The sequence below is a fragment of the Ramlibacter sp. genome, from assembly GCF_036676645.1.
GTDB lineage: Bacteria > Pseudomonadota > Gammaproteobacteria > Burkholderiales > Burkholderiaceae_C > Ramlibacter.
In genome coordinates this window covers 1-12,704 of the sequence record NZ_JAKFCM010000084.1, presented here as the reverse complement: position 1 = coordinate 12,704, position 12,704 = coordinate 1, and the positions used below count along the sequence as shown (strand labels likewise).

Annotated in this window: 13 protein-coding genes and 1 pseudogene; all 14 read right to left on the bottom strand. The window is 73.1% G+C overall.

Annotated features, from left to right (window positions below; all coding sequences use genetic code 11):
• Positions 1-79 (bottom strand): annotated as a pseudogene (locus V6M57_RS12185) (universal stress protein); the annotation flags it as partial.
• A gap of 266 nt (positions 80-345) precedes the next feature.
• On the bottom strand, positions 346-897 hold the full coding sequence (locus tag V6M57_RS12180) for a histidine phosphatase family protein (RefSeq protein ID WP_332815261.1): 552 nt from the start codon (positions 895-897) through the stop codon (positions 346-348).
• Positions 894-1,691 carry an adenosylcobinamide-GDP ribazoletransferase gene (locus tag V6M57_RS12175; protein ID WP_332815260.1) on the bottom strand — a complete coding sequence of 266 codons (798 nt, stop codon included), beginning with the start codon at positions 1,689-1,691 and terminating at the stop codon, positions 894-896. Before V6M57_RS12175 ends, V6M57_RS12180 begins: the two co-directional genes overlap by 4 nt.
• Complete coding sequence (cobT, locus tag V6M57_RS12170) at positions 1,688-2,746, bottom strand: nicotinate-nucleotide--dimethylbenzimidazole phosphoribosyltransferase (protein ID WP_332815259.1); 1,059 nt, start codon at positions 2,744-2,746, stop codon at positions 1,688-1,690. Before cobT ends, V6M57_RS12175 begins: the two co-directional genes overlap by 4 nt.
• Before the next feature lies 1 nt (position 2,747).
• The gene (locus V6M57_RS12165) at positions 2,748-4,184 is read right to left on the bottom strand and encodes a cobyric acid synthase (protein WP_332815258.1); all 1,437 of its coding nucleotides are present in this window, start codon (positions 4,182-4,184) and stop codon (positions 2,748-2,750) included.
• Complete coding sequence (locus V6M57_RS12160) at positions 4,181-5,155, bottom strand: aminotransferase class I/II-fold pyridoxal phosphate-dependent enzyme (protein ID WP_332815257.1); 975 nt, start codon at positions 5,153-5,155, stop codon at positions 4,181-4,183. The genes V6M57_RS12165 and V6M57_RS12160 overlap by 4 nt, the downstream gene beginning before the upstream one ends.
• Positions 5,152-6,087 (bottom strand): adenosylcobinamide-phosphate synthase CbiB, encoded by a 936-nt coding sequence (gene cbiB, locus V6M57_RS12155; protein ID WP_332815256.1) that lies wholly within the window; start codon positions 6,085-6,087, stop codon positions 5,152-5,154. Before cbiB ends, V6M57_RS12160 begins: the two co-directional genes overlap by 4 nt.
• Before the next feature lie 3 nt (positions 6,088-6,090).
• Positions 6,091-6,660: a cob(I)yrinic acid a,c-diamide adenosyltransferase gene (gene cobO, locus V6M57_RS12150; RefSeq protein ID WP_332815255.1), complete on the bottom strand. Its 570-nt coding sequence runs from the start codon at positions 6,658-6,660 to the stop codon at positions 6,091-6,093.
• A gap of 5 nt (positions 6,661-6,665) precedes the next feature.
• Complete coding sequence (locus V6M57_RS12145) at positions 6,666-7,439, bottom strand: ABC transporter ATP-binding protein (RefSeq protein ID WP_442968825.1); 774 nt, start codon at positions 7,437-7,439, stop codon at positions 6,666-6,668.
• Positions 7,436-8,443, bottom strand: a complete 1,008-nt coding sequence (locus V6M57_RS12140) for a FecCD family ABC transporter permease (protein WP_332815254.1) — start codon at positions 8,441-8,443, stop codon at positions 7,436-7,438. The genes V6M57_RS12145 and V6M57_RS12140 overlap by 4 nt, the downstream gene beginning before the upstream one ends.
• Entirely contained in the window at positions 8,440-9,306 is an 867-nt protein-coding gene (locus V6M57_RS12135) for an ABC transporter substrate-binding protein (protein WP_332815253.1), read from the bottom strand. Before V6M57_RS12135 ends, V6M57_RS12140 begins: the two co-directional genes overlap by 4 nt.
• On the bottom strand, positions 9,303-9,869 hold the full coding sequence (locus V6M57_RS12130) for a bifunctional adenosylcobinamide kinase/adenosylcobinamide-phosphate guanylyltransferase (RefSeq protein ID WP_332815252.1): 567 nt from the start codon (positions 9,867-9,869) through the stop codon (positions 9,303-9,305). The genes V6M57_RS12135 and V6M57_RS12130 overlap by 4 nt, the downstream gene beginning before the upstream one ends.
• Positions 9,862-10,671, bottom strand: a complete 810-nt coding sequence (locus V6M57_RS12125; protein ID WP_332815251.1) for an ABC transporter substrate-binding protein — start codon at positions 10,669-10,671, stop codon at positions 9,862-9,864. Before V6M57_RS12125 ends, V6M57_RS12130 begins: the two co-directional genes overlap by 8 nt.
• Before the next feature lie 10 nt (positions 10,672-10,681).
• Positions 10,682-12,481: a TonB-dependent receptor domain-containing protein gene (locus V6M57_RS12120; RefSeq protein WP_332815250.1), complete on the bottom strand. Its 1,800-nt coding sequence runs from the start codon at positions 12,479-12,481 to the stop codon at positions 10,682-10,684.
• Positions 12,482-12,704: the final 223 nt, after the last annotated feature.

Sequence of the window (12,704 nt, the reverse complement as noted above, 5' to 3'; positions counted from 1 at the left end):
GCGCGAGTTCGCGGCAATCGAGCAGGGCTTTCTGGCCGGCATCGCTGCCGTCGTAGGCCAACAGGATTCGCTTGTACATGCGGGGCTCCCGGGGAGTTGCGGAGGAATTGAACCTTAACGCCGGGCTACCGGCGGCCACAGGAGCATTAACCCCGATGCGGCACCAGCTGCGCGGCAGCCCGACAGCTTGCGGACTCCTGCATCCGCGCGCCTCCCTGGGCCACCTCGGACCGGAGCGCCAGGGTCATGCAAGCTTCCGACGGCCTGGATACGCGGGAGATGGTGGGCAGCGCCAACCCGAGCTGATCCTTTTGCCGCGCGGCTCGAACCGCGCCTGAGCCCGCCTCAACGAAGCAAGTCGATGCATTCCCACTGGCCGAAGCCGGGGCCATCGACCGGCCATTCGCCCGCGTGGCGCGGCACTGCGACGCCGAGCGCCAGCAGCCGGACCGCACGCACCACGCCCGCGTGCGTCACCCACACGGTGTCGGCGCCGGCGGCACGCACCTCCTCGACCGCGCCCTGCACGCGCGCCATGAACGACGCGACGCTGTCGCCGCCGCCGCAGCGGTGGTGGGCGAAGTCCGCCATCCAGCGATCGATCTCGGTGCGCCCCAGCGATTGCCAGGGCTGCCCTTCCCAGCGGCCGAAGTCCATCTCCGCCAGGCGCGGATCGGCGCGAGCGGCCGGCCCGGGCCGCAACTCGCCCAGCGCCTGCGCAAGCTGCACGCAGCGGCGCAGCGGCGAGGTGCGCACCGGGAGGCCCGGCGGCAGGACGTCCGCCAGCGCCTGCACCGCTGCGGCCGTGGCCTGCTCATCCGCCGGAACGTCCATTGCGCCGTAGCACACGCCGGCAGCCGCGAGCGGCTGCGCGTGGCGCACGAGCCAGAGCTTCACAGCGCCAGCGCGATGCCCAGATAGCAGGCGATCTCGCACACCTGCTGCGTCGCGCCCAGGCAGTCGCCCGTGAAACCCTGCAGCCGCCGGGCGAACAGGCGCAGCAGGAAGGCGAAGGCCAGCGCCGACGCGAGCAGCGCCACGGCGAGGAAGACCGGGCCCTGCAACCAGCTGGCCAGCGCCGCCACGCCGGCCGTCCAGGCGGCCGCGATCAGCAACGCACCCGGCGCCACCGATTCGGCCATCGGCTTGGCCTTGCTGCCATCCGCCTCGCCCACGTAGGGCAGCCAGCGCATGAGCAGCAGCGGCCAGGCGCGCGAGACCACGTGCGCCAGCACCAGCCCCACTGCCAGCGCGCGCGGATCGGCGGCGGCGATGGCGGCGAGCAGGCCCAGCTTGGCGCAGAACGCCAGCACCAGGGCCATCGCGCCGAAGGCGCCGATGCGCGAGTCCTTCATGATCTGCAGCGCCCGCTGCGGCTCATGCGAGCCGCCCAGGCCATCGGCCACGTCGGCGAGGCCGTCCTCGTGCAGTGCGCCGGTGAACAGCACCGTGGCGATCGTAGAGAACACCACGGCCGCAAACGCGGCGGCGGGAACGGCCGGAAGCCCTTTCAGCAGGGCCCAGGCGACGGCCGCAGCGAGCAGGCCGACCAGTGCGCCGACGGCAGGAAAGTGCGCCGCGCTCGCGCGCAGCATCGCCGCGCTGTAGCCCACCCAGCCTGCGAGCCGGCCCGTCACTGGCACGCGGGTGAAGAACTGCAGCGCCAGCAGGAAGTGGCGCAGCGCACTCACGCCGCGCTCCGGCCGGAAACGCCTGCCGATTCGAAGCTCGCCATCTCCGCCAGGATCGCGCAGGCCGACTGCAGCAGCGGCCAGGCAAGCACGGCGCCCGAGCCCTCACCCAGGCGCAGCCCCAGGTCCAGCAGGGCCTGCGCGGGGGTGGCGGGATCCGGCCCCAGGTGGCGCAGCATCAGCCCGTGCGCGCGTTCGTCCGAGCGGTGCGAGAACACGCAGCGCTGCGTGACGTGCGGCTCGAGCGCCCGGGCGACCAGCACCGCGGCGCCGCAGATGAACCCGTCCACCACGATCACGCGGCGCTCGGCCGCCGCCTGCAGCACGGCGCCCACCAGTGTCGCGATCTCGAAGCCGCCGAAGGCCGCCAGCGCCTGCAGCGGCCGCACCGCCTCTTCGTGCCGCTGCAGCACTTTCGCGAGGATCGCGCGCTTGTGCGCCATGCCCGCCGCATCCATGCCGGTGCCGGCACCGACGCAGTCGGCCAGCGCCCCGCCGGTCAGTCGCGCCAGCAGCAAGGCGGCGGCGGAAGTGTTGCCTATGCCCATTTCGCCCAGCATCAGCACGTTGCCCGGCAATCCGGCGACGACTTCGCGGCCGTTGGCGACGGCCTGCGCGCATTGCGCCGCAGTCATGGCGGCGCCCTGCGAACTGTCGGCCGTGCCGGCTGCGATCTTGCGCGACAGCAGCCCGGCGCGCGGAGCGAACTCGTGCCGCACCCCGCAGTCGACCACCGTCAGCGCGAGGCCGTGCTGCCGCGCGAGCACGCTCACCGCGGCGCCGCCCGCCAGGAAGTTCTCGACCATCTGCCAGGTGACGTCGGGTGGATAGGCCGAGACACCGCGGCTCGCCAGCCCGTGGTCGCCCGCGCACACCAGCACCTGCGGGTCGCGCAGGCGCGGCATCTCGCTGCCCAGCACCAGACCGAGCTGGCACGCGAGGCTCTCGATGCGGCCGAGCGAGCCGACCGGCTTGGTCTTGCGATCCAGCTTTTGCCGCAGGCGGGCGGCCAGCGCCTCGTCGTGGAGGTCTTCGATGTGCAGGGTCATGGTCATGTCAGGCGATCAAACCGGCCAGCACGCCGGCGGTGAAGTGGGTGTCGATGAAGTCGGCCAGGCCGTCGAACACGGTTTCCAGCGTCGGCGCGCTCGCACCGAACAGGGCCTGCAGGACCATGGGTTCCTCGAACAGGCCGTGCAGGTACAGGCCCAGCACGTTGCCCTGCGCGTTCTGCCAGCCGAGGCCGCCCGCCAGCACTTCGCGCGCCGGCGCCATCGCCGGATGCTGCGCGGTCTGCCCGTGGTGGATCTCGTAGCCGGCGACGCGCGCGCCGGCCAGCGCACTCCAGGGTCCGGTCACCGCGCCGAAGCGCGCCTCGGTGCGCGAAACGGTCTTGGCGGGCTCGAACTGCGTCACCAGCGGCAGCAGGCCCAGCCCGGGGGCGTTGCCGTCGATGCCGTGCACGTCGATCAGCGCTTCCCCCAGCATCTGCAGGCCGCCGCAGATGCCCAGCACCGCGCCGCCGGCGGCCGCGTGGCCGGCGACGGCCCGGCCCAGACCCTGCGCACGCAGCCACGCCAGGTCGCCCGTGGTGTTCTTGGAGCCGGGCAGCACGACCCAGTCGGCACCGGCCAGGTCCCCCGGCGTGCGGGCCCAGACCAGGCGCACGCCCGGCAGGTTGGCGAGCGGCTGGAACTCGTCGAGGTTGCTGATGCGCGGATAGGCGACGATGGCGATGGTCTTTCCCTGCCCCGTGCCTGCCGCCCCGCCGCCGCCATACCAGCCGTCCTCCTCCGGCAGTCCATGCCGCCACAGCATCGGCAGGGTCGCAATCGTGGGCACGCCGGTCAGCCGCGCCAGCTGCTGCGGGGCCGGGGCCAGCAGCGCCGGGTCGCCGCGGAACTTGTTCAGCACGAAGCCGCGGATGCGCGCGCGGTCGGCCTCTTCCAGCAGGGCCCAGGTGCCGTACAGGTGGGCAAAGGCGCCGCCGCGGTCGATATCGGTCACCAGCAGGCAGGCGGCATTCGCATGGTGCGCCACGCGCATATTGACGATGTCGCTGCCCCGCAGGTTGATCTCCGCCGGCGAGCCCGCGCCCTCGATCACCAGCACCTCGTTGTCCTGCCGCAACTCGTCCAGCGCCTGCGCGACCCAGGGCCACACGCTGGCGCTGCGCCCACGCCACGATGCGCGGGTGAGCGCCTCGTCGACCTGTCCCAGCAGCACCACCTGGCTGTGAGTGTCGCGTTCCGGCTTGAGCAGCAGCGGGTTCATGCGCACGTCGGGCACCGCGCGCGCCGCCAGCGACTGGAAGTACTGCGCGCTGCCGATCTCGCCGCCGCCGACCACGCGCGCGTTGTTGCTCATGTTCTGCGCCTTGAAGGGCGCCACCTTCAACCCCTGGCGCGCATACCAGCGACACAAGGCCGTGGCGAGCCAGCTCTTGCCGGCGCCGCTGGTCGTGCCCAGCACCATGACGCAGCGGGCGGTCATCGGAAGGCCCCCGCCAGCTCCCGCCAGGCCGCCGCCAGCGCATCCTGCGCAGCAGGCGGCTGCACGCTCAGGCGGACCCGGCCGGGCAGGCCGAACGAGGCGCAATCGCGCAACTGCACGCCGCGTCGCCGCAGGCGGTCCAGCGCCGTGGGCAGGAGAGGATGGCTGGCGACCAGGAAATTGGCCTGGCTCGCCTGCAGTGTCCAGCCGAGTTCGCGGCACAGCGCCAGCTGACGCGCCTTCCAGTCGCGCAGCATCGCGCGGCTCGCCTCCAGCCACTGCTGCACCGCCGGTTCGCACCACGCGAGCAGCATGGCCTGGCCGTCCGCCCCGAGCGGCCAGGACGGCGCCAGCGCCTGCAATTGCGCTGCCGCCGCGGCGGCGGCAGCGGGGGCGATCGCGTAGGCGCCGCGCACCCCGGTCAGTCCCAGTGCCTTGTTCGGGGACCAGAGCTGCCAGACCCGGTCCAGGCCGGCCCGGTCCAGCGAGGCCGCGCCTGCCAGGCGCAATGGCTCGTAGGCACGATCCAGCACCACCGTCGCGCCGCCGGCGATCCGCTCGCGCAAGGATCGCTCCTGCTGGCCGAGAGGGCTGGACGGTTCGCAGGCCCAGACGAGGCCTGCTTCCTCCCCGGCCGCCAAACCCCAGGCGCGCGCCGCGGCGCCATAGTCCCCGTACGCGTGGGGCGGCAGCTCGACCTGGCGCACGCCCTGGCGAGCGGCCCAGGCCGTGATGCGGAAGATGAACTCGCTGGCACTGGCGGCCGGCAGCACGCGCCCGGCGGTGACACCGTGGAAGGCGGCCAGCGCCGCCCGCACGCGGGTGGACGCGGGGTCGGGGTAGCGTGCCCTGTCGGCGTCGCGCACGGCCGCCAGCGCGATCGGGCACGGCCCCGCCGCGTTGGCATTGGTCGAGAAGTCGTGGGCCGCGGCGCCTGCCGCATCCGGTCCGCCATGGATGCGCGCGGTCATGCGGCCCCCAGCGCGAGGCCGGCCGAGGCCAGCACCAGCATCCAGCCCACGGCGCGCGACGCGAGCACCTGCGCCTGCCGCGCGTGGGCGGCGGCAGGCGGACGCGCACCCGCATTCAGCACGTACGCCCCCGGCTTGCCCAGCCGCACGTCCAGCGCGAGCGCCATCGCGGCCATCGGCCAGCCGCTGTTCGGCGACGGCGTGCGCGCCGCTTCCGCGCGCAGCGCGGTCCACGGAAAGCCCCGTCGCGCCAGCGCAATCAGCAGCGCACTGATGCGCGCCGGCAGCCACGACAGCAGGTCGTCGGCGTGCGCCGCCCACTTGCCGGCCCAGTCCCACACCCGGCCCTCGCGGACGCCGGGGTAACCCCACATCGCGTCGGCGGTGTTGGCAAAGCGGTACAAGGCAGCCCCCGGCAATCCCAGCAGGGCGAACCAGAACACCGGAGCCACCACCGAATCGTTCAGGTTCTCGGCCAGCGACTCGACCGCGCTTTCCCGCACGCCTGCCTCGTCGAGCCGGGCCACGTCGCGGCTCACCAGCCTTGCGAGCTGCTCCCGCCCTGCCGCCAGCGAGGTGGCGAGGGCGCTTTCCACCGCCGCTGTTTCGTCGCGCAGCATGCGCCACGCGAGCAGCGGTTTGAGTGCGATCCCCAGACCCAGCACGGCGGCCCACGCGGGTAGCGCCTGCAGGCCCGCCTGCAAGGCGCAGGCGAGGCTGGCCACGACGACCGCGCCGGCGCTCCAGGCCAGCGCTCCGGCCGCGAAGCTGCGCGCCGCCGGCGGCGGCGGAGTCTGCTCGCGCGGCGCCACCAGGCGCCCGGCCCAGCCGAGATAGCGGCCCATGCCCACCACTGGATGCCAGCGTGCCGGCGGCTCGCCCCACCAGCGATCGATGGCAAAAGCCAGCCACAGGGACAAGAGCAGCGCCACGCGCTAATCCTCGATACCGCGCTGCGCCGGCACGCCGGCGTTGAAGGCATGCTTGACCTTGCCCATCTCCGTCACCGTGTCGGCCAGTTCCACCAGTTCCGGCGGGCAGCGCCGGCCGGTGATGGCGACGTGCACTTCGGGCGGGCGCTCGCGCAGCGTGCGCAGCACGTCCTGCAGCGGCAGCCAGCCGTAGATCAGCGGATAGGTCAGTTCGTCCAGCACCACGAGGAAGAAGGCGCCGCCCAGGATCGCCTCGCGCGCCTTGTCCCAGCCCGCGCGCGCGAGTTGCGCCGAATGCTCCAGGTCGCGGCTCTTCCAGGAGAAGCCGTCGCCCAGGCCTTCCACCGGCACGCCCAGCTGCTCGAAGGCGCGGTGCTCGCCGAAGCGCGCCGTCGGCACCTTCATGAACTGGAAGATCTTCACGGGCTTGCCGCGGCCATGGGCGCGCAGCGCCAGCCCGAAGGCGGCCGTGCTCTTGCCCTTGCCGTCGCCGGTGTTGACGATCAGCAGGCCGCGGCGCTCGCCCTCCGGCTTGTCGTATGGCCGGGCCGAGGGAGGGGTTTCGATCTGCATGGCTGTCACTCCGTCATGGTGGCGATCCAGCGGCCGTCCAGCGGCCGCACGCGGATGCGCCGGTCGAATACCTGGGCGAGCGCCTCATGGGTGGCCGCATCCCCGCATGCGCCCTGGTGGACGATGCGCCCGTTCGCCATCACCACCATCTCGTCGGCCTGCAGCGCCATCGAGAGTTCGTGCAGCACGCTGACCACCGTGCGGCCCGCGGCGGCCAGCGAGCGCGCCAGCGCCAGCCAGTCGGCCTGGTGCGGTGGATCGAGGTTGGCCAGGGGCTCGTCCATCAGCAGCACGCCGGCTTCCACGGCCAGCGCGCGCGCGAGCAGCACGCGCTGGCGCTCGCCGCCAGACAAGCGGCCCAGCGGGCGCCCGCGCCAGTCCCAGGCCTGCGTGGCACGCAGGGCGCGCTCGACCGCGGCATGGTCCGCTGCGGCCGGCGGCGCGAGCCACGCGCGATGCGGGAGGCGGCCCAGCATGGCGACGTCGTACACCGTGAGGTCATCGGCGCCGCCTTCGTTCTGTCCCAGCCAGGAGAGCTGCCGCGCCCGCTGGCGCGAACCCAGGGCGTCCAGTGGGCGGCCGTGAAGCAGCACGGCTCCCGCATGCGGAAGCAGCCCCGCGAGCGCGCGCAGCAGCGTCGACTTGCCCGCGCCGTTGGGGCCCACGATGCTGGTCCAGCGCGCGGCGGGCACGCGCAGGTCCACGTCCCGCAGCACCTGCCGGCGGTGCGCGCCCTGGCCGAGGGCCGCGCCCAGGCTGCGTGCTTCCAGTGCGTTCAAGCGAGCGCCCCTCCCCGGCGGCCGCGCCTGTGCATCAGCCACAGCAGGTAGGTGCCGCCCAGGACCGCCGTCAGCACCCCCACCGGCAGCTCCTGCGGCGGGATCAGCCAGCGCGCGAGTACGTCGGCCGCCATCAGCAGCGTGCCGCCCATGAGCGCCGCGAGCACCGCCAGGCGCCCGTGCGGCACGGGCGCGACGGAGCGCACGAGGTGGGGGGCCGCCAGGCCCACGAACGCGATCAGGCCGGTCTGCGCCACGGCCGCACCGGTTGCCAGCCCCAGCACGCCGACCAGGACGATGCGCAGGAAGGGCAGCGGCAGCCCGAGGCTGGCCGCGGTCGCCTCGCCCAGCGCCAGCCCGTCGAGCATGCGGCCGAGCGCCCAGGCCACGGCCACCAGCGGCACCAGCAGCGCTCCCATCACGCCGCACGCCACCCAACCGACGAAGCCGGTGCTGCCCAGCATGAAGGACTGCATCGCCTGCAGGATGTCCGGTGCGGCCAGCGTCACCAGGTCGCGTGCGGCGCCCAGCACCACGCCCACGATCACGCCGGCCAGCAGCAGGCGCAGGGTGTGCAGCACGCCGTTGGCCAGCAGGATCGTCAGCAGCACGCCCGTGACCGCGCCGACGAACGCGGCGCCCGTGAGCCCCAGGCGCACCAGCCAGTGGGTGGCGAACGGCGAGGCGCCGAAGAGCGCGAGCACCGCCGCCACCGCCAGCGCCGCGCCGGAAGCGCTGCCGAGGAGATAGGGATCGGCCAGCGGGTTGCGGAACAGGCCCTGCGCCACCGCGCCGGCCAGCCCCAGCAGTGCGCCGGCCGCCCAGGCACCGACCGTGCGCGGCAACCGGATATCGCGCAGGATCTGCCACGCCACCGGGTCCTGGTGCGCTGCGAACACGCTGCCGAAGCCGGTGCTGCCGACGGCAGCGCCCAGCAGCAGCAGCGCGAGCGCCGCAGCCAGCAGCGCCACGCCCAGCAACAGCCCGCGGCGGTCCGCCTTCAAGGGCGCCCCTTGGCCGCGATGCAGCGCGCCAGCAGCTGCGCGGCTTCCGCCATGCGCGGGCCCGGCCGCACCAGCACGTCCGACTGGGCCTCGTCGAAGACGCACACCCGGCCTTCGCGCAGCGCGCGCAGGCCGGCCCAGCCGGGACGCTGCGCCAGGCCCTGGGCATTGCGCTCGCCGATCAGGATCACATCGGGGTCCGCGCGCACGACGAATTCGGGATTGACCCGGGGAAACGGCCCCAGCTCCGGCCCCACGATGTTCTGCACGCCCAGGCGCTGCAGCATCTCGCCGATGAAGGAGCTCGTGCCCGCCGCATAGGGCCCGCGGCTGACTTCGAAGTACACGCGATTGCGGCCGGCGCCGGCCGGGAGCGACCGCGCCGCGGCGGCGACCCCGGCTTCGATAGCCCGCCACACGCGCTGTGCATCCGGCACCTCCAGCAGGCGGCCGAGCGCCGCCATCACGCGCTGCACGTCGGCCGAAGTGCGCGGCTCGAGCGCGACGACCTTCAGTCCCAGCGCCTCCAGCCGCTGCACGCCGCGCGAGGCCGTGGACATCAGCACGACGTCGGGGCGCAGCGCAACGACGGCCTCGATGCTCGGATCGATGCCGCCGCCCACCTGCGGCAGCGCACGCACGGCGGCGGGATGATTGGAATAGCGGTCCACGCCCACCAGGCGGCCGCAGGCCCCCAGCTCGCACACCGATTCGGTGAGCGACGGCAGCAGGCTGACGATGCGGCGCGGCGTGCGCTCCAGCGTGACGGTGACGCCGCGGTCGTCGGTCACCTGCACGGCGGCCAGGGCGGCGGGCGCGGCGAGAGCCAGCGACAGTGCCAGGGCGGCCCAGAACCTTCTCATGCCGGACCCTTCAGCGCCAGCGCCAGGCCCGCCACCATCAGCGTCACGCGCTCGCAGGCCAGCGCCGCCTGCTGGTTGGCGCGCCCCAGCGCGTCCACGAAGGCGCGCGTCTCGCGCCCCATGGGGATCACGCCCAGCCCGATCTCGTTGCTGACCAGCACCAGCGGACCCGCGGCAGCCGCGATCGCTGCCGGCACGAGCCGCTCGTCCGGTGCCGCCTGCAGTCCGCCGGCCGCCGGCAGCATCCACGCCGTGAGCCACAGCGTCAGGCAATCCACCACCACCAGCGTGTCGGCCCGGCTGTGCGCGCCGATCGCGCGGGCCAGCTCCAGCGGCTCCTGCGCGGTCTCCATGCGCGGCACCCGCGCCGCGCGGTCGCGCCGGTGGCGCTCGATACGCTCTCGCATCTCCGCGTCGAGCGCCTGCGCCGTGGCCACGTACACCGCCCGGTGCGCCGGCGACCGTGCCAGCCAGGCCGCGGCCAGCGACTCGGCGCGCGCGGTCTTGCCGCTCTTCTGCCCGCCGAGAATGAGTTCGCTGCGGGCCACGCGCAGTTCAGTCATGCCGTCGGCTCCAGGCGAGGACGATGCGATGGATCTGCTCCACGCCATCCGTCAGGGCGGCCGGCCCCGGCTGCAGGATGTCGGCCGACTTGATCTCGAACAACTGGCCCGTGCGCACGGCGCTGACCTGGTCCCACCCCGGGCGGGCCTGGACCTTTTCGGGCCTGAACTTCTTGCCGCACCAGGATCCGAGCACGATCTCGGGGTCGCGCCGGACGATCTCGCCGGTGTCGGCGACGATGCGGTCCTTGCCCAGGGGCTGCGCCGCCAGTTCCGGGAAGCAGTCGTCGCCGCCCGCGATGCGCACCAGCTCCGACACCCAGCGAATCGCGCTGATGGATGGCTCGTCCCACTCCTCGAACCAGACCCGCGGCCGCCGCGGCAGCGCGCGGCCGGCGGCCTCGATCTGCAGCAGGCGCGCGCGGATGCCTTCGAGGATGCGCAGGCCCTCGCCGGCGCGGCCGACGAGCGCGGCCACCTGGTAGAGCATCGAGAAAATCTCCTCCACGCTGCGCTGGTTGAACACCGTCACCTGCACGCCGCGGCGGACCAGGTCGCGGGCGATATCTGCCTGCAGGTCGGAGAAGCCGAAGACGCAGTCCGGCCGCAGTTCCAGGATGCGGTCGATCTTCGCGCTGATGAAGGCGCTGACCCTGGGCTTCTCCTCGCGGGCGCGCCGCGGCCGCACGGTGTAACCCGAGATGCCCACGATGCGCGCCTCCTCCCCGAGCAGGTACAGCCACTCGGTGGTTTCCTCGGTCAGGCAAACGATGCGGCGCGGACCGCGGGCGATCTCGAGCATGGATTGCAGCTTACTTCGGCTGCCAGCGCAGCGTGAGGTAGTAGGCGCGGCCCGGCTGCTCGTAGCCCAGCGCCGTGTGGTAGTCGCGATCGCCCAGGTTGTTGACCTTGGCCTGCAGGCTCCAGTCGGGCGCGAACTGCCAGTCCGCGTGCAGATCGACCGTGGCATAGGCGCCCAGGCGCTGGGTGTTGGCCGCGTCGTCGTAGCGTTCGCCGACGGCGAGCAGGTTGCCGCCGAAGCTCCAGGCACCCTGGCGCCAGTCCGCACCCAGCGATGCCTGCTTCTTCGCGCGGCGCGGCAACTGGCGGCCGTTGGTCACGTTGCGCGGATCCAGCAGGTCCAGCGCCGCGCGCAGCGCCAGCTGGCCGAAGCCGCCCTCGTAGCCCAGCGTCCAGCCCTCGATGCGCGCGCGCGGGATGTTCTGCGGCAGCGTGGTGTTGGTCATGAAGCCGCGGATGCGGTTGTCGAAGCGCACCAGCTTGAGTGCCTGCCCGTCCTGCGACCAGGACAGTGCCAGGTCGTAGTTCTTCCCCTTCTCGGGCTGCAGGGCCGGATTGCCGAAGCCGGGGAAGTAGAGCTGGTTGAACGACGGCGCGACGAAGCTCGTGCCGTACGAGGCGCTGACCCGCCAGGCCGAAGCGATGCGCAAGCCGTAACCGGCGAAACCGGTGCTCTCACCGCCGAATTGGGAGTTGTCGTCACGCCGCAGGTTGAGCTGCCAGCTGTGCGCGCCGGCATTGCCGTTGAGTCCCGCATAGACGGCGGCTATGGTGCGCTCGCGCACCGCGTAGGCGGTGGTGGCGCTGACCTTCTGCTCGCGCCGCTCGACACCGGCGATGACCACGCCCGCGCGCGTGTCGATGTCGTTCTGCCAGCTCCACTCCTGCTGCTCGGTCTTGAACGCCCCGGGCCAGCTGGCGACGATGCTGTTGGCGGTGTCGTTGCCCTGGGCGATGCGCAGGCTGGTGCGCCAGCCATCCAGCGGCCGGCCCGAGACGCCGGCATGCCCGGCGAAGGCGCGCACCGCGCTGCGCGAGTCGAAACCGGGGCCGTCGTCGATCCAGCTGATGCCGTCCGCATACAGCACGCCGGCGTCCACCCGCCAGCCGCGGCCGAGGTCGTAGTTCAGCGAGGCGTTGAGGCTGTCCTGCTCGAAGGGGTCGTCGTCGGCGTTGAAGTTGCCGAAGGGCACGCGCGCATTGGTGGCCGAGAAGCCGTGTTCGCGCGTGCGCTGCACGCCGACCGCATAGCCGAGCCCGCCCTTCCCGCCGCTCAGGCCGGCGCTGGCCGTGCCGTGCCCGTAGCTGCCGGCGCTGATCGCGGCGTGGGGATGGAACCCCTCGCGGCCCTTGCGGGTGAACACCTGCACCACGCCGCCGACGCCGTCGCTGCCGTACAGCGCCGACGCCGGTCCCTTGAGAATCTCGATGCGCTCGATCATGTCCACCGGGATCGTGTCCCAGCTCGGCGTGCCGGCGGTGGCCGAACCGAGGCGCACGCCGTCCACCAGCAGGATCGTGTGGCGGTTCTCGGTGCCGCGGATGAAGACGCTGGACTGCTTGCCGCGCCCGCCGTTGGCGCTCATCTGCAGACCCGCGGTGCGGGCGAGCAGCTCGGGCAGCGTGCGCGCGGTGGACGCCTCGATCTGCCGGCGGCCCACGACCGTCACGTCGCTGATCAGGTCGTCGGCGCGGGTCTCGGTGCGCGTGGCGGTGACCACGGTTTCCTTCAGGGTGTGTTGCGCCCAGGCGGGCGCGGAGAATGCGGCGGCCGCCGCCATCAGGCAGGCTGGCGCGCGCAGGGGATGCACGTTCGTATTCATTGGAAGAACAAGGACTTCGCTGCCCGCGCCGGCTTCCCCGCCGGCGAATTGGGCGATCACGGCGGCGCGCACCTGACAGCGCGCACCACCACCTCGTTGGCCGGTATCCGGGCTGGCGGAGGACGCTTCCATCGCCTTCCCGGCGGCGTGTGTTGCGGCACGCGCGCCAGTGGCTGCTGTGATGGAGCGGGCGCCTGCGCGGGCAGGCGCC